General features: G+C 63.6%; 24 protein-coding genes and 3 pseudogenes. 17 read left to right on the forward strand and 10 right to left on the reverse strand.

Features of this window, described 5'->3' with window-relative positions; genetic code table 11:
- Positions 1-19: 19 nt before the first annotated feature.
- The 8 genes and pseudogenes from minD to rutF all read left to right on the forward strand — a co-directional run bounded on the left by minD (position 20) and on the right by rutF (position 5743).
- On the forward strand, positions 20-835 hold the full coding sequence (minD, locus tag RCH10_RS00490) for a septum site-determining protein MinD (RefSeq protein WP_323499742.1): 816 nt from the start codon (positions 20-22) through the stop codon (positions 833-835).
- A gap of 2 nt (positions 836-837) precedes the next feature.
- Positions 838-1089, forward strand: a pseudogene (gene minE, locus RCH10_RS00495) (cell division topological specificity factor MinE); the annotation flags it as partial.
- Between the two features lie 278 nt (positions 1090-1367).
- Complete coding sequence (gene rutA, locus RCH10_RS00500; protein WP_409050838.1) at positions 1368-2480, forward strand: pyrimidine utilization protein A; 1113 nt, start codon at positions 1368-1370, stop codon at positions 2478-2480.
- A gap of 48 nt (positions 2481-2528) precedes the next feature.
- On the forward strand, positions 2529-3281 hold the full coding sequence (gene rutB / locus RCH10_RS00505) for a pyrimidine utilization protein B (protein WP_409050839.1): 753 nt from the start codon (positions 2529-2531) through the stop codon (positions 3279-3281).
- Positions 3282-3317: 36 nt separating this feature from the next.
- Positions 3318-3707: a pyrimidine utilization protein C gene (gene rutC, locus RCH10_RS00510; RefSeq protein ID WP_409050840.1), complete on the forward strand. Its 390-nt coding sequence runs from the start codon at positions 3318-3320 to the stop codon at positions 3705-3707.
- A gap of 38 nt (positions 3708-3745) precedes the next feature.
- On the forward strand, positions 3746-4591 hold the full coding sequence (gene rutD / locus RCH10_RS00515) for a pyrimidine utilization protein D (RefSeq protein WP_409050841.1): 846 nt from the start codon (positions 3746-3748) through the stop codon (positions 4589-4591).
- On the forward strand, positions 4588-5178 hold the full coding sequence (locus RCH10_RS00520; protein ID WP_409050842.1) for a malonic semialdehyde reductase: 591 nt from the start codon (positions 4588-4590) through the stop codon (positions 5176-5178). Before rutD ends, RCH10_RS00520 begins: the two co-directional genes overlap by 4 nt.
- A 37-nt stretch (positions 5179-5215) precedes the next feature.
- On the forward strand, positions 5216-5743 hold the full coding sequence (gene rutF / locus RCH10_RS00525) for an NADH-dependent FMN reductase RutF (RefSeq protein WP_409051315.1): 528 nt from the start codon (positions 5216-5218) through the stop codon (positions 5741-5743).
- A gap of 41 nt (positions 5744-5784) precedes the next feature.
- Here the strand turns inward: rutF and rutR are convergent, their stop codons facing one another.
- Positions 5785-6543 carry an HTH-type transcriptional regulator RutR gene (rutR, locus tag RCH10_RS00530; RefSeq protein ID WP_409050843.1) on the reverse strand — a complete coding sequence of 253 codons (759 nt, stop codon included), beginning with the start codon at positions 6541-6543 and terminating at the stop codon, positions 5785-5787.
- 150 nt (positions 6544-6693) lie between these two features.
- Here rutR and RCH10_RS00535 point away from each other — a divergent pair, with 150 nt between their 5' ends.
- From RCH10_RS00535 to RCH10_RS00565, 7 genes are all read left to right on the forward strand, one after another.
- Positions 6694-7695 (forward strand): isopenicillin N synthase family dioxygenase, encoded by a 1002-nt coding sequence (locus RCH10_RS00535; RefSeq protein WP_409050844.1) that lies wholly within the window; start codon positions 6694-6696, stop codon positions 7693-7695.
- A gap of 13 nt (positions 7696-7708) precedes the next feature.
- Positions 7709-8095, forward strand: a complete 387-nt coding sequence (locus tag RCH10_RS00540) for a VOC family protein (protein ID WP_409050845.1) — start codon at positions 7709-7711, stop codon at positions 8093-8095.
- Between the two features lie 69 nt (positions 8096-8164).
- Positions 8165-9253 carry a BMP family ABC transporter substrate-binding protein gene (locus tag RCH10_RS00545; RefSeq protein ID WP_409050846.1) on the forward strand — a complete coding sequence of 363 codons (1089 nt, stop codon included), beginning with the start codon at positions 8165-8167 and terminating at the stop codon, positions 9251-9253.
- A gap of 19 nt (positions 9254-9272) precedes the next feature.
- The gene (locus RCH10_RS00550; protein WP_409050847.1) at positions 9273-10805 is read left to right on the forward strand and encodes an ABC transporter ATP-binding protein; all 1533 of its coding nucleotides are present in this window, start codon (positions 9273-9275) and stop codon (positions 10803-10805) included.
- Positions 10798-11910 carry an ABC transporter permease gene (locus tag RCH10_RS00555; protein WP_409050848.1) on the forward strand — a complete coding sequence of 371 codons (1113 nt, stop codon included), beginning with the start codon at positions 10798-10800 and terminating at the stop codon, positions 11908-11910. The genes RCH10_RS00550 and RCH10_RS00555 overlap by 8 nt, the downstream gene beginning before the upstream one ends.
- Positions 11907-12860, forward strand: coding sequence for an ABC transporter permease (locus RCH10_RS00560; protein ID WP_323496818.1), 954 nt, complete (start codon positions 11907-11909; stop codon positions 12858-12860). Before RCH10_RS00555 ends, RCH10_RS00560 begins: the two co-directional genes overlap by 4 nt.
- A 148-nt stretch (positions 12861-13008) precedes the next feature.
- Positions 13009-13263 carry a hypothetical protein gene (locus RCH10_RS00565; protein ID WP_187053792.1) on the forward strand — a complete coding sequence of 85 codons (255 nt, stop codon included), beginning with the start codon at positions 13009-13011 and terminating at the stop codon, positions 13261-13263.
- 45 nt (positions 13264-13308) lie between these two features.
- On the opposite strand, the pseudogene RCH10_RS00570 reads toward RCH10_RS00565, so the two are convergent.
- Positions 13309-13599: pseudogene (locus RCH10_RS00570) on the reverse strand (RcnB family protein); the annotation flags it as partial.
- 31 nt (positions 13600-13630) lie between these two features.
- The gene (locus RCH10_RS00575; protein WP_323496817.1) at positions 13631-14527 is read right to left on the reverse strand and encodes a transporter substrate-binding domain-containing protein; all 897 of its coding nucleotides are present in this window, start codon (positions 14525-14527) and stop codon (positions 13631-13633) included.
- 186 nt (positions 14528-14713) lie between these two features.
- Here RCH10_RS00575 and RCH10_RS00580 point away from each other — a divergent pair.
- Positions 14714-15830 (forward strand): annotated as a pseudogene (locus tag RCH10_RS00580) (FAD-dependent oxidoreductase).
- Here RCH10_RS00580 and RCH10_RS00585 read toward each other — a convergent pair.
- Positions 15827-16423 carry a cob(I)yrinic acid a,c-diamide adenosyltransferase gene (locus tag RCH10_RS00585; protein ID WP_409050849.1) on the reverse strand — a complete coding sequence of 199 codons (597 nt, stop codon included), beginning with the start codon at positions 16421-16423 and terminating at the stop codon, positions 15827-15829. The pseudogene RCH10_RS00580 and the gene RCH10_RS00585 sit on opposite strands and share 4 nt — an antisense overlap.
- Positions 16424-16492: 69 nt before the next feature.
- Between RCH10_RS00585 and RCH10_RS00590 the strand changes: the two genes are divergently transcribed.
- A complete protein-coding gene (locus RCH10_RS00590) occupies positions 16493-17914 on the forward strand; it encodes an FAD-linked oxidase C-terminal domain-containing protein (protein ID WP_323496814.1) in 1422 nt (473 codons plus the stop codon).
- A 71-nt stretch (positions 17915-17985) separates the two neighbouring features.
- On the opposite strand, the gene RCH10_RS00595 is transcribed toward RCH10_RS00590, so the two are convergent.
- The 6 genes from RCH10_RS00595 to mnmG all read right to left on the reverse strand — a co-directional run bounded on the left by RCH10_RS00595 (position 17986) and on the right by mnmG (position 23926).
- Positions 17986-18933 carry a ParB/RepB/Spo0J family partition protein gene (locus RCH10_RS00595; RefSeq protein ID WP_323496813.1) on the reverse strand — a complete coding sequence of 316 codons (948 nt, stop codon included), beginning with the start codon at positions 18931-18933 and terminating at the stop codon, positions 17986-17988.
- A 5-nt stretch (positions 18934-18938) separates the two neighbouring features.
- A complete protein-coding gene (locus RCH10_RS00600) occupies positions 18939-19511 on the reverse strand; it encodes an RBBP9/YdeN family alpha/beta hydrolase (RefSeq protein WP_409050850.1) in 573 nt (190 codons plus the stop codon).
- On the reverse strand, positions 19501-20415 hold the full coding sequence (locus RCH10_RS00605) for a ParA family protein (protein WP_409050851.1): 915 nt from the start codon (positions 20413-20415) through the stop codon (positions 19501-19503). Before RCH10_RS00605 ends, RCH10_RS00600 begins: the two co-directional genes overlap by 11 nt.
- Positions 20416-20431: 16 nt before the next feature.
- On the reverse strand, positions 20432-21046 hold the full coding sequence (locus tag RCH10_RS00610) for a LysE family transporter (RefSeq protein ID WP_409050852.1): 615 nt from the start codon (positions 21044-21046) through the stop codon (positions 20432-20434).
- 265 nt (positions 21047-21311) lie between these two features.
- Positions 21312-21965, reverse strand: coding sequence for a 16S rRNA (guanine(527)-N(7))-methyltransferase RsmG (gene rsmG, locus RCH10_RS00615; RefSeq protein WP_409050853.1), 654 nt, complete (start codon positions 21963-21965; stop codon positions 21312-21314).
- The gene (gene mnmG / locus RCH10_RS00620; RefSeq protein ID WP_409050854.1) at positions 21962-23926 is read right to left on the reverse strand and encodes a tRNA uridine-5-carboxymethylaminomethyl(34) synthesis enzyme MnmG; all 1965 of its coding nucleotides are present in this window, start codon (positions 23924-23926) and stop codon (positions 21962-21964) included. The genes rsmG and mnmG overlap by 4 nt, the downstream gene beginning before the upstream one ends.
- Between the last annotated feature and the right edge of the window lie 161 nt (positions 23927-24087).

The following is a 24087-nucleotide window of genomic DNA, read 5'->3' on the forward strand; positions in this document are numbered from 1 at the left end:
ACATAAAAGAGGAATGGCCATGGCCAAAATTGTGGTGGTGACTTCGGGCAAGGGCGGCGTCGGCAAGACGACGACGAGCGCCAGCTTTGCATCCGGCCTGGCGCTGGCCGGCAAGAAGACGGCTGTGATCGACTTCGACGTCGGCCTGCGCAACCTCGACCTCATCATGGGTTGCGAACGCCGCGTGGTGTACGACCTCATCAACGTGATTCAGGGCGAGGCCAACCTCAACCAGGCATTGATCAAGGACAAGCAGTGCGAGAACCTGTTCGTGCTGGCTGCCTCGCAAACGCGCGACAAGGAAGCGCTGACGCAAGAGGGCGTCGAGAAGGTCCTCAAGGACCTGTCCGACATGGACTTCGACTACATCGTGTGCGACTCGCCGGCGGGCATCGAGACCGGCGCCATGATGGCCATGCATTTCGCCGACGAAGCGCTCATCGTGACCAACCCCGAAGTCTCTTCGGTGCGCGATTCCGACCGCATCCTGGGCATGCTCGGCAGCAAGACCAAGCGCGCGATCGACGGTGGTGACCCGATCAAGGAGCATCTGCTCATCACGCGCTACAACCCGAACCGCGTAGCCGGCGGCCAGATGCTGTCGCTCGACGACATCAAGGACATCCTGCGCATCAAGCTGATCGGCGTCATCCCCGAATCCGAGACGGTGCTCAACGCGTCCAACCAGGGCGTGCCCGCCATCCATGACAAGGGCACCGACGTGGCCGAGGCCTACCAGGACGTGGTCGCCCGTTTTCTGGGCGAAGACCGTCCGCTGCGCTTCATCGACGCTGACAAACCGAGCTTCTTCAAACGCATCTTCGGAGGAAAGTAAGCATGTCGCTTTTCTCGTTTCTCCTCGGAGAGAAAAAGAAGACTGCCAACGTCGCCAAGGAGCGGCTGCAGATCATCCTGGCGCACGAGCGATCCAGCCTCAACAGCAAGCGACCCGACTACCTGCCCGAGCTGCAGCGCGAGCTTTTGGCAGTGATCTCCAAATACGTGTCGATCCGCCCCGAAGACCTCAAGGTGCATGTCGAGAGGCAGGACAACCTCGAAGTGCTCGAAGTGAAGATCGAGTTGCCCGATGCGGTGAAGAAGGCGGTCACGCGGCCGGCCGCGCCTGCTGTCACAGCGGCACCTGTCGCTGCGCCCGCTCCCAAGGCTCGCTGATCCAAAAAGGGGTCGGGCGGCGCCAGTGCGTGGCTGCACAACCGGCGTGCGCCAAACGATCCACTTTGGACCATTTGGACAAATTGATCAGGCTGGCTTGACGTAGGTCGTTGATTTCATTGGTTTTATGACTTGGCACGCTGCATGCATGTAGCGTTTCCCATGTTCATCCTGCTGCGGCGAGGACCATTCCAATGAAAGTCGGCATCTTCATTCCCGTCGGCAACAACGGCTGGTTGTTGTCCGAGAACGCACCCCAGTACAAGCCGAGCTTCGCGCTCAACAAAGAGGTCACGCTGAAGGCTGAGCACTACGGCCTGGACTTCGTGCTGTCGATGATCAAGCTGCGCGGCTTCGGCGGCAAGACCGAGTTTTGGGACCACAACCTGGAGTCGTTCACCCTCATGGCCGGGTTGGCCGCGGTGACCACCAAGATCAAGCTTTTCGCCACCGCCGCATCGCTGGTGATGCCGCCCGCTATCGTCGCGCGCATGGCGTCGACCATCGATTCGATCTCGGGCGGGCGCTTCGGCGTGAATCTGATCACCGGCTGGCAGAAGCCGGAGTATTCGCAGATGGGCCTGTGGCCGGGCGACGAGTTCTTCGCGACGCGCTACCAGTACCTGTCCGAGTACATCCAGGTGCTGCGCGAGCTGTGGACCACCGGGCAGTCCGACTTCAAGGGCGACCACTTCAAGATGGACGACTGCCGCCTGAGCCCGCAGCCACAAGCCGACATGAAGGTGATCTGCGCCGGCCAGAGCGACGCCGGCATGGAATTCTCGGCCGCGCATGCCGACTACAACTTCTGCTTCGGCAAAGGCGTGAACACGCCCAAGGCGTTCGCACCTTCGGCGCAGAAACTGATCGACGCGGCCGCCAAGACCGGCCGCAACGTGACGACCTACGTGCTCATCATGATCATCGCGGACGAAACCGACGAAGCGGCGCGTGCCAAGTGGGAACACTACAAGGCCGGCGCCGACCAAGGCGCGATCCAGTGGCTCGGCGTGCAGGGCGCGGCCGACACCAAGTCGGGCGCCGACACCAACGTGCGGCAGATGGCCGATCCGACCTCGGCCGTCAACCTGAATATGGGGACGCTGGTCGGCTCGTACGCCACCGTCGCGCGCATGCTCGACGAGATGGCGGAAGTGCCCGGCACCGAAGGCGTGTTGCTGACCTTCGACTATTTCGTCGAAGGCATCGAGGCCTTCGGCCAGCGCATTCAGCCGCTGATGAAGAGCCGCAGCGACGTCGAAACGCCGGTTCCCTCCGCGGTGCAGGGTGAAGCGATCGCTGCTTGAATTGAATCGCGCCGCCGCTGCATCACCCAGGATCCGAAGGACATCGCCATGACCACCGCCGCCCCGAAGAACACCACGATCACGTCGACCACGCCGGTCGGCGTGCCGAGCCTTCCCGGCGCGCCGGCACCGCTGGTGCTGCCCGCGCGGCCCGAACCGGTCGCGCTGCACGCGGCCAACTCGGCACTCATCGTGGTCGACATGCAGAACGCCTATGCGTCGCTCGGCGGCTACGTCGACTCGGCGGGCTTCGACATCTCGGGCGCGCAGGGCACCATCGTCAACATCGCACGCACCATCGAGGCGGCACGCGCGGCCGGCATCCTCGTCGTGTTCTTGCAGAACGGCTGGGATGCAGGCTACGTCGAAGCGGGTGGTCCAGGCTCGCCCAATTGGTACAAATCGAACGCACTCAAGACCATGCGCAAGAAGCCGGAGTTGCAAGGCAAGTTCCTTGCAAAAGGCGGCTGGGACTACGAGCTCATCGACGCGATGAAGCCGCAGGCCGGCGACATCGTCATCCCCAAGACACGCTACAGCGGCTTCTTCAACAGCACGCTCGACAGCACGCTGCGGGCTCGCGGCATTCGCAATCTGGTGTTTACCGGCATCGCGACCAACGTGTGCGTCGAGTCGACCTTGCGCGACGCCTTCCACCTCGAATACTTCAGCGTGATGCTGGAAGACGCAACGCACGAACTCGGCGGCGCGGCGATCCAGAAGGCGACGGTCTACAACGTCGAGACCTTCTTCGGCTGGGTCTCCACCGTCGAAGATTTCTGCAAGACCGTCAGCGCCTGACAGTGCCTTAGATCCGACTTATCCCCAGGAGCATCCATGCCCAAGCAAGCCATCATCCCGCTCGGCACCACCACGCCGATCGCGCCTTTCGTGCCCGGCACCATGGCCGACGGCATCGTCTACGTGTCGGGCACGCTGCCCTTCGACAAGGACAACAACGTGGTCCACGTGGGCGACGCCACGCTGCAAACGCGCCATGTGCTGGAGACCATCAAGAGCGTGATCACCACGGCTGGCGGCACGATGGACGACGTGACTTTCAACATGATCATGATCAAAGACTGGGCCGACTACGCCAAGGTCAATGCGGTCTACGCCGAGTACTTTCCGGGCGTGAAGCCAGCGCGCTATTGCATCCAGTGCGGCTTGGTCAAGCCGGAGGCGCTGATCGAGATCGCGTCCATCGCGCACGTCGGCAAGCCCTGACTGCAGTCCGGCTCACATGAATTTTCCATGCCCCTGAAATGACTTTGCACTTCGAAGTCCACGGCGTCGACTCGGACGCACCCAGTGTGCTGATGTCGTCCGGCCTCGGTGGTTCGGCTGGCTTCTGGCGTCCGCAGTTGCCCGGCCTGGTCGCCGCCGGCTGGCGCGTGGTGGTGTACGACCAGCGCGGCACCAACCGCAGCCCCGGCGTGCTGCCCGACGACTACGCCATCGCCGACATGGCACACGACGTGGTCGAGGTGCTGGATGCCAGCGGCACGGCACGCTGTCACCTCGTCGGTCATGCGCTTGGCGGGCTTGTCGGCTTGCAGTTGGCACTCGATGCGCCGGAGCGCGTCGCGAGCCTGGTGCTCATCAACGCATGGTCCAGGCCGAACCCACATTCAGCGCGTTGTTTCGACGCCCGCATCGCCTTGCTCGCCGGCTCGGGCCGACGCGCCTATGTCGAGGCGCAGCCGATCTTTTTGTACCCGGCCGCATGGAGCGCGGCGCATGCGGAGCACGTGGCCGCCGAAGTCGATCACGCTTACGACAACTTTCCGGGCGACGCCAACCTGCTTGCGCGCATTGGCGCGTTGCGCGCGTTCGATGTGGATGCGCGGCTGGGTGACATCGGCGTACCGACCCTGGTCGCAACCGCTACCGACGACGTACTCGTGCCGTGGACCTGCTCGCAGCGGCTGGCCGATGGCCTGCCGAACGCGACGATGGATCGCGTCGTACATGGCGGTCATGCGCACAACGTGACCGAAGCCGACGCCTTCAATCCGGTGCTGCTGAAGTTCCTCGCGCAACAAACGCAGCAGCAAAAACAGCCAACGCATAACCAACCTGACGCGACTTTCAGCGGACAACGCAAATGACACAGACCCTCGACCACGCCGCACTGGCCACCCTCTTCACCGAGGCCCGCACCCACAACGGCTGGACCGACGCACCGGTGTCCGACGAGTTGCTGAAGAATGTCTACGACCTGACCCGCATGGCGCCGACGTCGGCCAACTGCTCGCCAGCGCGCTTCGTGTTCGTGCGCACGCCCGAAGGCAAGGCGAAGCTCTCGCCGGCGTTGTCCAAAGCCAACCATGACAAGACGATGAGCGCACCGGTCACGGTGATCTGTGCGTGGGACAAGCTTTTCTACGACAAGCTCCCTGCCCTGTTTCCGCATGCCGATGCGCGCGCCTGGTTCACCGGCAGCGCCGAAGCCGCGCACGAGACCGCGTTCCGCAATGCCTCGATGCAGGCCGGCTACTTTTTGTTGGCAGCGCGTGCGCTCGGGCTCGACTGCGGTCCGATGTCGGGCTTCGACAAGGCCGTGGTCGACGCCGCGTTCTTCGAAGGCACGAGCTGGTCGGTCAACCTGCTGATCAACCTCGGCCACGGTGATGCGAGCAAGGTGTTCGGCCGCTTGCCGCGCCTGGCGTTCGACGAAGCCTGCGTGCTGGCCTGACGTCATGCCTTGCACGACCATGCCCGTGCCCGTACCCATGTCCGAGCTGCCAGTACCGTCCGAGCGCGAGGCAGCACTCGGGCGCAGCGACTTTCGCAATGCGATGTCACGGCTCGGCGCATCTGTGAACATCATCACCACCGATGGCCCTGCAGGCCGCGCGGGGTTCACCGCATCGGCAGTGTGCAGCGTGACGGACGAGCCGCCGACCCTGCTCATCTGCCTCAACCGCACCGCCTCGGTGTACCCGGCCTTCCGGGCCAATGGCGTGCTGTGCGTCAACGTGCTGGGCGCGGGACAGCGAGCGCTCTCAAGTGTCTTTGGTGGCAAGACGCCGATGGACGAGCGTTTTGCCGGCTCGCAATGGGAGCGAGGCGCCACCGGTTCGCCGGTGCTCGAAGGCGCCTCCGTGTCCTTCGACTGCCGCGTCACCAGCAGCACCAGCGTCGGCACGCACGACGTGCTGTTCTGCGAGGTCGTGGCGGTGGCGATGGGCGAAGCGGCGCACGGGCTCATCTACTTCGATCGTCGCTATCACGACATCGTGACGCCACCGGCGCACTGAGCCGGCTCGGGACAAAAGGCCGAGTCTGACTTCGCGTCCGTTCAGTTCTTCGCGGCCGACAGGATGCCCTGCAGCACGATGCGCTGCACGTTCTCCACCGTCTCTTCGAAGAACGCCGGATCGTCGAGCGTGCGACCGGTGATGGCTTGCACCTGCACGCCGAAATCGGCGTAATGCTGCGTGGTCGCCCACAGCGCGAAGATCAGGTGATGCGGGTCGACAGGCGCCAGCTTGCCGGCCGCGACCCACTCCCTGATGACGTCCGATTTTCGGTCGACCAGATCGCGCAGTTCACGCCCCAGTTCGTCGCGCAATAACGGTGCGCCCTGAATCATTTCGAGGCAGAACAGCCGCGATGCGTCGGGCTGGTCGCGCGAGATCACCAGCTTGCGTCGGATGTAGTGGCCGATGGCTTCACGCGGGTCTTGCTCGGCGCTGAAACCGCGCAAGGGTTCGAGCCATACGGCAAGCAATTCGCGCAACACGCTCACGTACAGCTCTTCCTTGTTGGCGAAGTAATAGAGCAGATTGCTCTTGGAGACGTCGGCCCGCGCTGCCACCTGATCGACGCTGGTGCCATGCAGGCCGAAGCGCGAGAAGAGCCCCAATGCGGCACCAAGGATCACGCTGCGCTTGTCTTCGATCTGGCGCAGCCGGCGGTTCACCGCGGCCACGCTGCGCACGCCGGGCGTGCGCAGCGCTTGCCCGCGCTGCGACGGCTTGGTGGCGGGCGTCGACTTGACGGCCTTGGCCGTCTTGGCATTGGTCGCCTTCACCGCTCCTCCGGATGTCTTCGGCATGGGCTGCTGCTTTCTTGTTTCTGCATGCCGTGCTGCTTGCATGACGCGGGCCAGTTTGCCGCATTTGTCCATTTGGTCCAACTGGCACAAACGTTGCATGTCACTGCCGCTGCAGCGCACCGGTTCGCGCTGTTCAAAAGGATTCGACGCATGACCCTGCTGACCGTACCCATCATCGATCTCGCGCCCTACTTCGAGGGCACCGAACAAGGCCGCGCCGAGGTCGCACGCAAGGTCGACGAGGCTTCGCGCAGCATCGGCTTTCTGGTCATCACGCACCACGGCATTTCGCCCGAATTGATTGCACGCGTGTCCGAGCTGTCGCGCCAGTTTTTCGCGTTGCCGCTGGCCGACAAGCGCCGCGTCGACCGGCCGCGCGAAGACGCGGTGCGCGGCTACAGCGCGGTTGGCGAAGAAGGTTTGTCGTACAGCCTGGAAGAAGCGACACCCGGCGACTTGAAGGAGTCGTTCTCGGTCGGTCCGTCGAACGTGCCGGACGACGAGTACCACCGCGGCAAGGCGGCCGGCCCGCACTTCGAGCCCAACAGCTGGCCCGACATCCCGGGCTTTCGCGAGGCCTACGAGGAATACTTCGAGGCGATGAGCGAACTCTCGCGCTCGCTGATGCGCATCTTCGCGCTGGGCCTGAAGCTGCCCGAGCGTTTCTTCGACGACAAGATCGACGAACACATCAGCATGTTCCGCGTGCTGAGTTACCCGCCACAGAAAGAAGCCCCGTTGCCGGGCCAGTTGCGTGCCGGTGCGCACAGCGACTACGGCAGCCTGACGGTGGTGCTGCCCGACGACAAGGGACTGCAGGTGCTCAACAAGGCCGGCCAGTGGGTCGACGTGCCCCAGGTCGCAGGTGGCCTCGTCGTCAACATCGCCGACTTGATGATGCAGTGGACCAACGACCAGTGGGTGTCGACCATGCACCGCGTGGTCAACCCGCCTTTCGAGGCGGCGAGTACCAACCGCCGCCAGTCGCTGGTGTTCTTTCACCAGCCCAACTACGACGCGATGGTCGAGTGCCTGCCGAGCTGCCTGGCACCAGGCGACAAGCCGACGTACGCGCCCATTTCTTCAGGCGACCACCTGATGTCGAAGTTCGTGAAACAGACGACCTTCGGCGGCACCAAGGTCGCGGCCTGAGGCACACGTTTCGATGGCCCATCTTTCCTACGTCAACGTCTTTGCGAAAGACGTTCTCGCGCTCAGCGGCTTCTATCAACGCGTCTTCGGCTTCCCTGAAATCGAGGCGATTCGCTCGCCGATTTTTCGTGGGCTCGACACCGGTAAATCGAGCCTCGGCTTCAACGCGCTCGAAGCGTACGAGCTGCTGCACCTGGCCGAGTTCTCCGACACGCGCGGCGTCAAGTTCCTGCTCAACATCGATGTCGACAGCCAGGCCGATGTCGACCGCATGGTGCCGATCGCATTGGCCGCTGGCGCGACGCTGATCAAGGCGCCTTACGTCACTTACTACCACTGGTACCAGTCGGTGCTGCTCGACCCGGAAGGCAACGTCTTCCGCATCAACTTCATGATGTGACGCGGCCTCGGCGACTGTCTCCTTCTTCTCTTCTCGATGTCTTCAACGCTCACCACCAAAGGCCTGACCATGTTCCGCAAAACCGCCCCGTACGCCCTCGTGGCGCTGACCGCCTGCACCGTGCTTGTCGCGCCGGCCATGGCCGACGGCTTCACGCTCAAGGGCGAGCCGAAGATCGCGATGATCTATTTCGGCCCCAAGAACGACGGCGGCTGGACGCAGGCTTTCGACGAGGCGCGCATCAAGGTCGAGGCCGCGACGGGCAAGAAGATCCAGTTCGTCGAGAACGTGCCCGAAGACGCGTCGGCCATCAAGCCGGCGGCCGAGCGCTTCATTTCGCGCGGCGCGAACATCATCATCGGCACCGCCTTCGGCTACTCCGACACCTTCAAAGAACTGGCTGCCAAGTACCCGGACGTCGCGTTCCTCAACGGCTCGGGCACCACCAACGGCAGCAACCTCGAATCGTTCTACGGCCGCACCTACGAGAGCCAGTACCTGTGCGGCATGGCGGCCGGCGCGGCATCCAAGTCGGGCAAGCTCGGCTTCGTGGCGGCCAACCCCTTCGGCGTGGTGAACTGGACCGTCAACGCCTTTGCGCTCGGTGCGCAAAAGATGAACCCGAACGCCACCGTCAACGTGATCTACACCGGCGCATGGAACGACCCGGTGAAGGAGCGCGCGGCCGCCATGGCGTTGATCGACCAGGGTGCCGACGTCATCGGCCAGCACGTCGATTCGCCGACACCGCAGATCGTCGCGCAGGAGCGCGGCGTGTACGGCACCGGCCACCATCGTGATCTGCGCCAGTTCGCGCCCAAGGCCACGCTGTGCTCGTCGGTCTGGGTCTGGGACAAGTTCCTGACGCCCGAGCTGAAGAAGATCATGGCCGGCAACTGGACGCCTTCGCAATACGGCGCCTTCATCGAGATGAAGGACGGCGGCACCGACATCGCGGGCTTCGGCGCGGGCGTGCCCAAGGACAAGGCCGCGATGATCACGGCAGAGCGCGACGCCATCCTCAAGGGCAAGCAGATCTACGCCGGCCCGCTGAAAGACCGCGACGGCAAGGAGCGCGTGGCTGCGGGCGGCACGCTGTCGGATGCCGACCTGTGGAAGATGGACTGGTACGTCAAGGGCGTGGTCACGCAAAAGTAAGCGCAGGACATTCAGCGTCATGGCGACCGCGCTGCAGCTCACCGGCATCTGCAAATCGTTCGACGGTTTCAAGGCGCTGATCGACGCGGACTTCAGCGCGCGCTGGGGCGAGGTGCATGCGCTGCTCGGCGAGAACGGCGCGGGCAAGTCGTCGCTGATGAACATCGCGGCCGGCCTCTATGCGCCGGAGTCGGGCCAGCTGCTGGTCGACGACAACGCAGTGCGGCTCGATGGCCCACGCGATGCGGCGCGGCACCACATCGGCATGGTGCACCAGCACTTCAAGCTGGTGAAGCCTTTCACCGTGGCCGAGAACATCCTGCTCGGGCATCCGCTCGCATCGGGTGAAGGCAGTCATCGCAAGCGGCTCGGCATGCTCGAAGCGCAGATCCGCGCGAAGGCCGACGAGCTCGGCTTCGCCATCGATCCGCGGCAACGCACGGAGCGGCTGTCGATCGCCGAACAGCAGCGCGTCGAGATCCTGAAAGTGCTGCTCGCGGGCGCCCGCATCCTGATCCTCGACGAGCCGACCGCGGTGCTGACGGACCGCGAAGCCGAACGCTTGCTGTCGACGGTGCAGGCGCTGGCGCGCAGCGGTTCTGCCGTCGTGCTGGTGACGCACAAGATGGCCGACGTGAGGCGCTATGCCGACCGCGTGACGGTGATGCGCGGTGGCCGCACGGTGAAGACCGTCGACCCGAAGCAGACCGCGATGGCCGAGCTGGTGCAGCTCACCGTCGGCGACTCGATCGCGCACTCGACCTTGCGACCGCAGCGCTCGCAGGCCGGTGCGGCGCGGCTTACCGTGCGCGGCTTGCGCACGGCTGCGGCCAAGGTCGTCGGTGATGCGCGGCCTGCCCTCGATGGCGTCGACCTCACGCTGCACGCCGGCGAGATCTACGGTCTGGCCGGCGTCGGCGGCAACGGTCAAAGTGAACTCGCCGCCGCGTTGATGGGACTCGACTCGACGATCGATGGCGACATCACGCTGGAGGATTTCGGCGACTTGAAGGCCGCCTCGAATTCGCAACGGCGCGCGTTGCAGTTCGCCGCCATCCCGGCCGATCGCTATGGGCTCGCATTGGCCGGCGCCTTGTCGGTGGCGGAGAACTTCGGCATCGGCCAGGTGCATGGCGGGCGCTACGGCTCGCCGTGGCGGCTCGACACCACGCAGCTTCAAGCCGATGCGAAGGCCGCCGTGGAACAGTTCGACGTGCAGGGCGTCCGCAACCTGGACCAGAAGGCGGCATTGCTTTCGGGTGGCAACGCGCAGAAGCTGGTGCTGGCGCGCGAGTTCGGCCGTACGCCGCGCGTCGTGCTGGCGCACAGCCCGAGCCGCGGGCTCGACGTGCGCGCCGGTGCCGAGGTGCATGCGCGGCTGCTGGCCGCACGCGATGCCGGCGCCGCGGTGCTGCTCATCAGTGAAGACCTGGACGAAGTGCTGGCGCTGGCCGATCGCGTCGGCGTGATGACGCGCGGGCGCATCGTGGCGGAGTTCGATCAGCCGGCCGATCGGCAAGCCGTGGGACAGGCGATGGTCGACCATGGCTGAGCTCGCGGTGGACGCATCGACCGCCACGACCGTGGCACGGCAGCCGTTCGCAAGCCGGCGCTTCGCATTGGAGATCCGGCAGCAGATGGGATGGCTGTCGCAGGCCGCGATCCTCGTCGTATCGCTCGCCATCGGCATGGGCATCTCCGCGGCCATATTGGTCGCGGCGGGCGTGCCCGCGAACGAGCTGCTCAACGAGTTCGTGCTGCAGACGCTGTTCGACAAGCAAAGCCTGATGGCGGTGCTGTTCCAGGCGGCGCCGATGATCCTCGTCGGCATCGCGGCCTCGATGTCGTTTCGTGCGCGCTTCTGGAACCTCGGGCTCGAAGGGCAAATGATCTGGGGCGCCATCGGTGCGACGGCCATCTCGTTCTTCGACCTCGGGCCGCCGACCCTGCGCTTGCCGCTGATGCTGCTCATGGCGATCGGGCTCGGGCTCTCGTGGGCAGTGGCACCCGCGCTGCTCAAGCTGAAGCTCGGCGTCAACGAAATCATCTCGACGCTGATGCTCAACTACATCGCCGGCTACTTCCTGCTGCACCTCGTCTACGGCGCATGGAAAGACCCGAAGGATTCGTTCCCGTATTCGCCGCAGTTCCGCGCCTTCGAGCGGTTGCCCGAATGGTTCGGCAATGTGAGCACCGCGGCGATCGGCCTCGCGCTGATCGTTGCCGTGCTGGCGTGGTGGTTCGTCGGCATCAGCCGTGCGGGGCTGTACCTGCGCTTCGTCTATGCCAACCCGCGCATGGCCGACGCGGTGGGCGTGCCGGTGCGCCGGATGATCCTGTCGGCGGTGCTCGTGTCGGGAGCGTTGTCGGGCATCGCGGGCTTCGTGGTGGCGGCGGGACAGGAGGGCCGGCTGACGCAGGCCTTCTACGCGGGCTACGGTTTCTCCGGCATCCTGATCGCCTTCCTCGCGCGCAACAATCCGTTGGCCGCGACGGTGGTTGCGGTGCTGGTCGCAGCGCTTTTCGTGGCGGGGCGCAACCTGCAGGTGTTCTATCAAATCCCGTTCTCGATGGTGCAGCTGATCCAGGCGATCGTGGTGATCTGCGTGGCTTCGTCGGACTTCTTCATCCGACACCGGATACGGCGCGTTCGATGAGTGCTTTTGCGATCGCCACCAATTGGTTAGGCAATGCGCCGGACTTTGCAGTGCCGTATGCGTTGGCCGCACTCGGGCTCATTCTCACCGAGCGATCGGGCGTGCTGTCGCTCGGCGCCGAAGGCTTGATGCTGGTCGGTGCGCTGGCCGGCATCGGCGCGCAGATCGCCTTCGGGCATCCCGCTCTTTCGCTCGTCATTGCGATGCTGGCGGCGAGCGCGGTGTCGATCCTGTTCGCCGCCATGACGATCCTGCTGCGCGTGAACCAGGTCATCGCCGGGCTGGCACTGGTCTTCTTTTGCCAGGGCTTGACCAGTCTCGTCGGCACGCTGTTCGGCTGGACCAATGTGGCGGTGACCAGCTTCAGTGCGCTGCCGTTGTGGCCGTTGTCGGAGCTGCCGCTGGTGGGCCGGCTCTTCACGCAGAACATCGTCGTGTACCTCACGCTGCCGATCTTCATGGCGGTCGTCTGGTACCTCACGCGCACCAGCGCCGGACTGCGCATGCGCGCGGTCGGCGAGAACCCGCAGGCGGCCGATGCGGCCGGCATCAGCGTCGGGGCATGGCGCTTCGCTGCGGTGCTCTCTGGGGCGGCGCTGGTCGGGTTAGCGGGCGCCTACATCTCTGTCGTGAGCACCAAGCTCTGGATCGCCGGCATGACCGGTGGGCGCGGCTGGATCGCAGTCGGCCTCGTGATCTTCGCGCGCTGGTCGCCATGGAAAGCGCTGGCTGGCGCGGTGCTGTTCGGCTGCATCGAAGCGTTGATTCCGCAGCTCGCCGCGGCCGGCGTGCAGCTGCCGCAGTACTTCGTGTCGATGACGCCGTACGCCATCACGCTCGCCGTGATGATCTGGGTCGCGGTTGCACAAAAAAGTGTCGAGGGCGGCGGGACCAACGATGGCGAACCCGGTGCATTGGGCGAGCCTTATTTGCGGGAAGAAAGACGATGACTACCGCGAGAGATCACATGGAATCACGGGATCTGTGGGCCCATTGGCACAGTGCCGCGTTGCGGACACTGCAGCGCCAAATAAGTCCGCGTCAGCCGCTAAGTCAAGCGTACATTGGTACACAGTACTGCTCCCGAAATGGATCGTCATGCCACTGCGCCGCCCTCTCGTTGCCCCGAAGGATTTCGTTTCTGCCGAAACCATCCGGCGTGACCGTCTCAGGCTGGCTTTGCCGGCAACTGTCGCCATGCTCCGGGAGCGGCACGCCGACCAGATCGACGTCGACGACATCGAAGCCTACGTCGCTCTCAACTGGCTCGAGTGGCAGGGTGGCGGCCTCCGGCTGACGATCACGGGCAAGAACGTCTGCGCGCAGATGGCGCCGGCTGCTGTCGCCGATTAGCGCAGCTTGAAGTGGATACGGTCCACTGCCCGCACACCGTCGCGACTACTGATTCGAGATGATCTGCGCGATCAGCCCGGTCGCGATGGCTGCGAGCACGAAGTCACCGCCGACACCGACCCACTGGTAACCGCGCGGAGGCGCATTAAGGTGGTTGCCGCGCCAGTCGTTGACTACGTAATTGCGGCCACGGTATTCCGTCGGTACGCGGCCACCGCGACGCCAGTCGGCATGCGGCTGCGGGAAGCCGCCGCGATCGAACTGGCTGCCGGGGCGATAGTCCTGATGTCCCTAGCGGCCGTCGTCATGACGGTCGAAATGATCACGTGGCTGATGCCGTTGCCGTTGCTCGTATTGCTGATCGCGGTCAAGTCGCCGGCTTGTCGCTCGGCGTCTTGATGTTGTCCTTCAGTTCCTTGCTCATAGGCAGCCCGATGGGCAGGTTTTTCGGCGCGATGGGCTGCATGAACCACTTGTCGTAGAGCTTGTCGAACTGGCCCGACTTCATCAAGCCGGTGATGACGCCGTCGACCAGCGCCTTGTACTGCGGATCGTCCTTGGGCAGCATGCAGGCGTACGGCTCGACCTGCAGCGCTTCGCCGACGACTTCGAGGTCGGCCGGGGTTTTGGAGTTCGACTTCAACCCGTAGAGCAGGATGTCGTCCATCGCGAAGGCCGTGGCGCGATCGCTCTCCACCAGCAGCAACGAATCGGAATGGTCCTTGCCCATCACGATGTCGATGTCGAGGTTCTTGTCGGTGCTGTATTTGCGCACGACCTGAACGTTGGTCGTGCCGGTCGTGATGGCGACCTTCTTGCCCTTGAGGTCCGGGTAGTCCTTGATGCCTGCGCCCTTCTTCACGAGCAGCCGCGTGCCGGTATAGAAATGGTTGATGGCAAAGGCGACGTCCTTGGCGCGCGCCGAGTTGTTGGTGGTGGAGCCGCACTCCAGATCGAGCGTGCCGTTGGTGATGAGCGGGATACGGTTTTGTGACGTCACCGCCATCAGTCCGACTTCCAGATTCGGCTTGCCCAGTTTTTGCTTGACCGCTGCGACGATGGCGTTCGTCAGATCGACCGAGAAACCGACGGGTTTCTCAGGACCGTCGAGGTAGCTGAAAGGCACCGACGATTCGCGGTAGGCCACAGTCATCTTGTTGGCTGCGGCAATCTTCGCAAGCGTGTCGGCAGCATGCGCGCCGGTGGTGGCGGCGAGTGCGGCGGCAACGGCCAGCACGGCGGTAGTGAGGGCAGAAAGTTTCATGGAGACCTCTTTGGAAAATTGAACGAACAAGAAACTTGGGAAGAGCTCGGCAGTACGCAAGGCGGGTGCCAACATGTCCCGTGACACTGCACACGCCAGATCCGCACTGCGTCGCAGCTCATCATTAGCCAAGCTCGCGAGGTCGAGCGCATCGGCATTTTCCAGAACGAAGGAACGAGGACTTCCATGCACATTTGCGTGCTCGGCGCAGGCATCGTCGGACTGGCCACGGCCTGGCAACTGCAGCGCGACGGCCATCAGGTCACGGTGATCGATCGTGCTGCGCCGGGCGAAGGCGCGAGTGCCGGCAACGGCGCGCAGCTGAGCTACTCGTATGTGGCGCCGCTGGCCGATCCGTCGATCTGGCGACAGTTGCCGCACTTGTTGTTCTCGCCTTCGTCGCCGCTGAAGCTGCGCCCGAAACTCGATCCGCAGCAGTGGCGTTGGGGCCTCGCGTTCCTGGCTGCCTGCAATGCCCCGATGGCCGCTGCCAGCACTGCGCGTGTGCTCGCGCTGGCCGCAGCGAGCCGCGCCGTGTTCGACAGCGTGCGCGCCGAGCTGACGGCCGACATCGACTTTTCTGCCACCGGCAAGCTGGTGCTGTACCGCAGTGCCGATGCGGGCGGTGCACACGCCCAGTGAGTGCGCGGCCGATTGCCTCAAGGTATGCCGGGCGCTCGAACAAGTGCTGCGCGCGCGTGGCGTGGTCTTCTCGTTGGGTGCGGACATCGAAGGCTTCGACCTGAATAGAGGGAGCCAGCAAGGCCGCGTGCAGGCTGTGCAAGCCGCCGGAGGCCCGGTGCAGGCAGACGCCTTCGTGATGGCCCTGGGAAGCGCCTCGGCGCGCTTTGGACGCCAGCTTGGCGCCTACCTGCCGGTGTACCCACTGAAGGGCTACAGCATCACCCTCGACGTCGACAACTCGCCCGGCGCAGCGCCGACAGTGAACGTGACCGACAGCGCGCGCAAGACGGTGTTCGCACGCATCGGCTCACGGCTGCGCGTGGCCGGCATGGCGGAGATCGTCGGCCACGACAGCCGCATCCCCGAAGGCCGCATCGACACGCTGGTCGCCGCGACGAGAGCACTGCTCCCGCACTGCAGCGACTTTCTTGAACTCGCGCCGTGGACCGGCATGCGCCCGGCTACACCGACCGGCGTGCCGATCATCGGCCGCGTCGATGGCGCACCCGACAACATGTTCTTCAACACCGGGCACGGCGCGTTGGGGTTCACGCTGGCTTTCGGCTCGGCGGCCGAACTTGCGTCGAGACTGTCTCCTGCGGCTGCGGCAAGAAGCTAAGCCGTCGGCGCACCATCTTCGGCTGCGCCATCCGCCGCCGCACGCGCCATCCGCTCGCTCTTCCAGTAGACATCGTCGCCGCCGTCCATCCGGTTCAAGACCCGCGACAGCACGAAGAGCAGGTCGCTGAGCCGGTTCAGGTACTGCCGCAGCGCATCGTTGATCTCGGTGGCCGCACCCAGTGAAACGACCGCACGCTCGGCGCGCCGCGCGACTGTGCGGCACACATGCGCAAGCGAGGCCGCGCGCGTGCCCGCCGGCAAGATGAACTCCGCCAATCGTGGCAACACCGCGTTGTGCTCGACCAGCGCGTTGTCGATCTGCAGCAGCGCCTCAGGCTTCAGCAGCGTGTAGCCCGGCATCGACAGCTCGCCGCCCAGGTTGAAGAGTTGGTGCTGGATGTCGACCAGCAGCGCTCGCACATCGGCCGGCATCGCCTCGCACAGCAGCACGCCGATCTGCGAATTCAGCTCGTCGACGTCGCCCATGGCGTGCACGCGCAGGTGGTCTTTGGGCACGCGCGTGTTGTCGCCCAAGCCGGTGGTGCCGTCGTCGCCAGTGCGAGTTGCGATCTGAGTGAGGCGGTTGCCCATGGTGGTGTCTTTCTGCTGTGGAGTTTGGCGGTAGGTTCATAGAATGGTAGACCGCCTCCGGAGACATCCATGAACGCACCCACCGCCCTCGCCCATCTGACGCCTGAATTGGCGTTGCGCAACACACCCGACGCATTGATCGACGCGTTGAAGGCGCGCTTCGGCACCAACTGTTCCACGGCGCTCGCCGTGCGAACGCAACATGGGCGCGACGAGTCGTCGTTCGAGGCGCCACCGCCGTCGGCAGTGGTGTTCGCCGAATCGACGCAGGACGTCGCCGACGCAGTCACGCTCGCGAGCGAATACAGCGTGCCGGTCATTCCGTTCGGCGTCGGCTCGTCGCTCGAAGGCCATCTGCTCGCCGTGCAGGGTGGCATCAGCATCGACGTGTCGCGCATGAACAAGGTGCTCTCGATCAACGCTGACGACCTGACGGTGACGGTGCAGCCGGGCGTCACGCGCAAGGCGCTCAACGAAGAGATCAAGAGCACCGGCCTTTTCTTTCCCATCGACCCGGGCGCCGACGCATCGATCGGCGGCATGACCGCCACCCGCGCCAGCGGCACCAACGCGGTCCGCTACGGCACGATGCGCGAGAACGTGCTGGCGCTCGAAGTGGTCACGGCCGGTGGCGAGGTCATTCGTACCGGCACGCGCGCAAAGAAATCATCTGCAGGCTACGACCTCACCCGCCTGATGGTCGGCAGCGAAGGCACGCTCGGCGTCATCACCGAAATCACGCTACGCATCTATCCGTTGCCCGAGGCGGTGTCGGCGGCGATCTGCTCGTTTCCGAGCATCGAGGCGGCTGTGCGCACGACCATCGAGATCATCCAGCTGGGCGTTCCGATCGCACGGGTCGAACTGATCGACGTGAACACGGTGCGCATGGTCAACGCGTACTCGAAGCTCACGCTGCGCGAAGAGCCGTTGCTGCTGATGGAATTTCATGGGTCCCCGGCCAGCGTAAAAGAACAGGCGGAGACGGTGCAGGAGCTCGCCAGCGGCCACGGCGGCAATGCCTTTGAATGGGCAAGCACGCCGGAAGAACGCACGCGGCTGTGGGCGGCGCGTCACAACAGCTACTTCGCGGCGATTCAGTCGCGGCCAGGCTGTCGGGCGATTTCGACCGATACCTGCGTGCCGATCTCCCGGCTGGCCGACTGCCTGCTCGAGTCGGTGGCCGAGGTCGACGCCAGCGGCATCCCCTACTTTCTGGTCGGTCACGTCGGCGATGGCAACTTCCACTTCGGCTATCTGATCGACCCCAACGATGCCGAAGAGCGCACCAAGGCCGAGGCGCTGAACCATGCGCTGGTGATGCGCGCGATCGAACTGGAAGGCACCTGCACCGGCGAGCACGGCATCGGGCTGCACAAGATGGACTTTCTCGTGACCGAGGCGGGCGCGGGAGCGGTGGACATGATGCGGACGATCAAGCGGGCGCTGGACCCGAAGAACATCATGAATCCAGGAAAAATCTTCCGCTAGGTTTCGCTCGCTTATCTTCTCCTTGCCGGAGCGGTTGTCGATGCGGGTCAGCAGCGCGCTGGCTTCCTTTCCTATGCCATTCGACGTAGGCGATCGATCAGCCCATTCAGCGCCTCGAGCGTGCCGAAGTGGATCGCAAGCTCACCGCTCTGCTCCACTTGCCCGCCGCGCTTGGTGCGTTTCTTGAGCCGGACTTCGACTTCGGCTGTGAGCAGGTCGGCCAGCTCTTCTTCGACGCGCTGCAAGTCGCGAGACTTCTCGCCCGCTGCGCTGCCGTGGCGCGGCGAAGGCGACAGGCTGAACTCGGCCGCCAGCTTTTTGACCAGGGCTTCAGCTTCCCTAACCGACATCTTCTTTGCGGCGATCTGGTTGGCAGCGGTGATCTGCGTGCCACGATCGAGCGACAGCAAAGCCCGCGCGTGACCCATGTCGATGTCGCCCGCCATCAGCATGGCCTGCGCCGGCTCGGCCAGATTAAGCAAGCGCAGCAAGTTGCTCGCCGCACTTCTTGAACGGCCTACAGCCTGCGCCGCAGCTTCGTGAGTGAGCCCAAACTCAGCCACCAGCCTTTGCAGGCCTTGAGCCTCTTCCAGCGGGTTGAGGTCTTCACGCTGAATGTTCTCGATGAGCGACATCGCCGCCGCCGCTTCGTTGGGCACGTCGCGCACCAGCACCGGCACGCTGTCGAGACCAGCCAGTTTGGCTGCGCGGTAGCGACGTTCACCCGCGATGATTTCGAATTCTGCGTTCTTCGCGTCTGCCGATTCGGCGTCTAGCCGACGTACGAGGATCGGCTGCATGATGCCTTGAACCTTGATGCTCTCGGCCAATTCGTACAGCGCGCCCTCGTCCATGCGCGTGCGTGGCTGGTAGACGCCGGGCACCATTTGATCGAGCCTTAGCACGGTCGGGTTGTGCGCAATGCCGTTTCCGTCGAGGCTATCGCTGGCTGAAGATGCGGTCGGACCGAGCAAGGCTTCGAGTCCGCGGCCAAGGCCTTTGAGTTTTTTGGTGACCATGGTCGCTATTCTTCTTTCGAAATTTCGTTGAGCAGGGCGCGCCCTTGGGGCCAATCACCCAATCCAGATTCGCTGTTGAGATGTCCGCCTTTACCGGCGATGCCAGCGTCCACTGAATCGACAAAGCGGACTCCCCAGTCGGCGGCCATGTCTCGTGAGCGGTCTATGGCGCAATACGGATCGTTGTCGGCAGCGATCATCAGAGCCTTGAAAGGCAAGGTCTGCCGAACGATCGGCGCCCAGCCAGGGATCATTTGCCTCAGGTCATCGCGCTCGACGTCGCCCGGCGCAACGAGCAGTGCCGCACGCACCTTCTGCGTGTTGCGTGAGTGCGCGGCCCAGGCGGCGACGAGGATGCAGCCGAGGCTGTGTGCAACGAGGATCACCCGGCTCGGCGCGGCCAGCACTTCTTCTTCAAGGCGCGCGGACCAGTCGCCGCGGCGCGGATGCATCCACTCGTGTTGCTCGACGCGGCGGTCGCCGTAGAGCGTTTCCCAGCGGCTTTGCCAATGACCAGAGTCGCTGTTCTGCCAACCCGGCAGCAGCAGGACCGTACCGTCCGCAGGACTAGCCGCCATTGTGGTTCTGCACTTCTGGTTGCACGCCGGAGGCCTTGTCTGCCACACCCGCGGCGCTGGCTGTACTCACGCCAACGACGAGCCCGTCATCGGGGGGTGCCGACGGAGATTGCAATGCGCTGGCCGGCGGCATCTTTTCAACGAGCTCTTTAGCGAAGGCGACGAAGGCCACGCTGCCCTTGGCTGACGGGTCGAACACCACGCCAGGCAGCCCATAGCTCGGTGCCTCGGCGAGGCGCACGTTGCGCGGGATCACCGTGTCGAAAACCTTGTCGCCGAAGTGCGCCTTCAGTTGATCACTCACCTGCTGCTGCAGCGTGATGCGCGGATCGAACATCACTCGCAGCAAGCCGATGATCTGCAAGTTCTTGTTGAGGTTGGCGTGTACCTGCTTGATGGTGTTGACCAAGTCGGTCAGACCTTCGAGCGCGAAGTACTCACATTGCATCGGCACGATGACGCCGTGGGCCGCACACAGGCCGTTGAGCGTGAGCAGGCTGAGGGAGGGAGGGCAATCGATCAGGATGAAGTCGTACTCGGCGCCGACGGAAGCCAGCGCGGTACGCAGGCGCTTTTCCCGGCGGTCGAGCGCGACCATCTCCACCTCTGCGCCGGCCAGTTCGCGATTGGCGCCCAGGATGTCATATCCGCAACCCGCCGCCTCCAGCTTTTCGGCTTTGACGCGAGCTTCGGCCACAGTCGCCGCCTCAAGCAGCACGTCGTACACCGAGAGTTCGAGCTGCCGCTTGTCGATGCCGGACCCCATGGTCGCGTTGCCCTGGGGATCGAGGTCGATCATGAGCACGCGCTGACCGACTTTGGCCAGGCCTGCCGCCAAGTTGACAGTGGTGGTCGTCTTGCCGACGCCGCCCTTTTGATTGGCAATGCAGAAAATTTTAGCCATGTGCTTGTTCGGTCGGCTAGCGGGACAGCGCCAGCTTGACGCCGAAGCCGATCAGAAAAGCGCCCGCCACTTTTTCAAGCGTCGACGACACGCGCGGATTGGCACGGAGCCTTTCGGCAAGAAAGTAAGTCAACAAGGTGGCGGCAAGTCCATAAGCGAGCGTCAACGTGGCGATCGTCGCAGCCATCACGCCGAAGGTCGTGAGCCCCTGGTGCTGCGCCGGATCGACAAACAGCGGGAAGAACGCCATGTAGAAGACGATGGCTTTGGGGTTCAACAGCGTGATCGCCATGGCCTGTCGAAAAAAGTGCCGCGGTCGGATGTTGAGAATCGGTGCGGCGCCGGGCTTGGCAAGCAACATCTTTAAGCCGAGCCACGCGAGATAAGCAGCGCCCAGCCATTGGACGGCATGAAAGGCCATCGGATATGCGGAGAGCAAAGCAGCGACGCCAGCGACAGCGGCCCACATCAATACCTGGTCACCAGCGATCACACCCAGCGTGGCAGCCAAGCCACCTCGAATTCCGCCCTTGCCCGTCGACGTGATCAATGCCAGATTGCCCGGGCCGGGGATCAGCAAAAACAGAATGATGGCGGCGACAAACGCACCGTAGTCAGCGATGCCGAACATGGAATTGGGGGCTGTAGGAAAACCCCGAGTGTACGCATGGCGTCGGCATTCCCCAATGGCGGGCTGCCGGCCCGCCGCCAGCGCTCCGGCGCAAAACTTCGCTCAGCTGACGACGCGTTCGCCCGCTTCCGACATATCGCACGCGACGCCGACCAGTTACAGCGTGTGCTTCCGGGCCTCGGGTATGTGGTGGAAAAGCAGGTGATCGACACGGACGCGCCCTTCTGTCTTGGACGTCACGGTAAACGCCGCGATCAAGATTTGTCTAGTCCTTCCGAAGCCAGACGATGCAACGCTCGGCGTCCAGGCCGGGAACAACCAGTTGTTCCACGTGAAACACTTCCGTCCCGGCAGGCAGATTTTTAATCTCTTCATCCGGCGTTCGACCCTTCATCGCAAGCCATATCCCATCGGGCCGCAGGGCGTTTGCTGAGCCACCGACAAAGTCTCCAAGTGAGGCAAATGCGCGTGAACTGACGACTTCGTAAGGATCTGTCATGGCCTCGATGCGGGCATGCAGACCTGTGAGATTGGGCAACTTGAGTTCAGCCGCAACTTGCTGAACGAATGCGATCTTCTTGGCAACGGCATCGAGACAAGTCACATCGACATTCGGACAAAGGATCGCGATAACCGCACCTGGCAGGCCGGCGCCCGATCCCACATCCAGAAGACGGACCTTCTCCCACCCTCTTTTTCTCAACTCGCGACGAAGGGCGGGAACGACAGCCATGCTGTCAAGCAAGTGGTGCGTCAAAATGCCGCCCGGGTCGCGCACCGCCGTCAGGTTGTAGACCTTGCTCCACTTCATCAGGAGCGCGCCGTAGTTTCCCAACTGCGCCGATTGGGCATCCGTCAGTTCAACATTCAATGCCTCCGCGCCGCTTCGCAGCGCAGCCTCCGTGAGCACAGCGGTCATTCGGCAGCGTGCGGCTCTGGCAGCCTGACCCCAAGCCCCGACGCATCCGCTGCAAAGGCGCGATGTCCGCCCTTACGCAGATGCACCAGCAGCAACGAAATCGCTGCCGGGGTCACGCCTGAAATGCGCGAGGCCAGCCCAAGAGTCTCCGGCCGATGCTTCGTCAATTTCTGCCTAACCTCAAAGCTCAGCGCCGGCACTTGGGTGTAATCGAACGCGTCCGGCAACTTCAGATTCTCGAAGTGGGACGCGCGCTCGACTTCATCGTGCTGACGTTCGATGTAGCCCGAGTATTTAGCGGCGATTTCAATCTGCTCTATTTCGGTCTCACCCAAAGGCAAATTCGCAACGTACTTGCCACCATCAAGCGACATCAATGAGGCATAGCTGACATCCGGACGTCGAAGCAAATCAGCCAAGTTGTATTCGTGATCGATTGCCTTGCCGAGGACGCGCTGCGACTCGGCCGACGGAAGATTTCGCGGATTGATCCAGATCGATTTCAACCGTTCTGTTTCACGTGAAACAACATCACGTTTTCGGCTGAACGCATCCCATCGCGCATCGTCGACCAATCCGAGCTTGCGACCAGCCTCCGTCAGACGCATGTCGGCGTTGTCCTCGCGAAGTTGGAGCCTGAACTCCGCTCGGCTGGTGAACATACGGTAGGGCTCGGTCACGCCCTTTGTGATCAAGTCGTCGACAAGCACGCCAAGGTAGGCCTCGTCACGACGCGGCAGCCATGCGTCGTCGCCCCGGCATTGCAGCGCGGCATTCACGCCCGCAAAAAGACCCTGCGCGGCCGCCTCTTCGTAGCCCGTAGTGCCGTTAATTTGCCCCGCAAAGAACAACCCCCGCACCGCCCGTGTCTCAAAATTACTCTTGAGCTCGCGTGGATCGAAGTAGTCATATTCGATGGCGTAGCCAGGTCGGAGAATGTGCGCGTTTTCCAAACCGACCATCGAGCGCACCAGCTGATACTGGATGTCGAAAGGCAAGCTCGTCGAGATTCCGTTCGGGTAGTACTCGTTCGTCGTCAGGCCTTCGGGCTCCAGAAAGATCTGGTGGCTTTCCTTGTCTGCAAAGCGATTGATCTTGTCTTCGACACTCGGGCAATAACGCGGACCTATGCCGTCGATCTTGCCGGTGAACATTGGACTGCGATCGAATCCGGATCGGATGATGTCGTGGGTGCGCGCGTTGGTGTGCGTGATCCAGCAGGCCATTTGCGCCGGATGCATTTCGGCGCGCCCCATGAAACTGAACACCGGCATTGGACCAGTGCCGCCTTCCATGCCATCGCCGGGCTGCGCGGTGCATTTCGAAAAATCAATCGTTCTACCGTCGAGTCGAGGCGGCGTGCCGGTCTTCAAGCGGCCCTGCGGCAGCTTGAGCTCCTTCAGACGCGCCGACAGGCTGATCGCGGGCGGGTCACCGGCGCGTCCAGCCTGGTAGTTGTCGAGGCCGACATGAATGCGGCCGTCGAGAAAGGTTCCGGCTGTCAGCACCACCGCCCGTGCGCGGAAGCCAATGCCCACTTGCGTGACAGCGCCCACCACGCGGTCACCTTCGATGATCAGGTCTTCGACGGCCTGTTGAAAAAGCCAGAGGTTGGGTTGGTTTTCGAGCCGATGCCGAATCGCGGCTTTGTACAAAACCCGATCGGCCTGCGCCCGCGTAGCTCGCACGGCGGGGCCCTTGCTGGAATTAAGAATACGAAATTGAATGCCTGATTCGTCGGTCGCCAGCGCCATCGCACCGCCCAGCGCATCGACCTCTTTAACCAGGTGGCCCTTGCCAATCCCGCCGATCGACGGGTTGCAACTCATCTGGCCCAAGGTTTCGATGTTGTGCGACAGGAGCAACGTGCGCGCGCCCATGCGCGCCGACGCCAGCGCGGCTTCAGTGCCGGCGTGACCGCCACCGACGACGATCACATCGAATTCTTCGGGGTACAGCATGAATGAGGCGCGACTTTGACGCGCTGCAGCAAAGTGGGGCATCGATTTTAATCGCCGCCTCGGACATTCGCACCATCCTTTGCCTATAGGCCTCTCGAATCAAGGCATCGGAAAAGCCTGATGCCATCTGCCTCAAACGCTATCCTATTGGTAGCACCGGC

The organism is Variovorax sp. GrIS 2.14 (assembly GCF_046115955.1).
In the GTDB taxonomy this organism is placed as follows: Bacteria; Pseudomonadota; Gammaproteobacteria; order Burkholderiales; family Burkholderiaceae_C; genus Variovorax.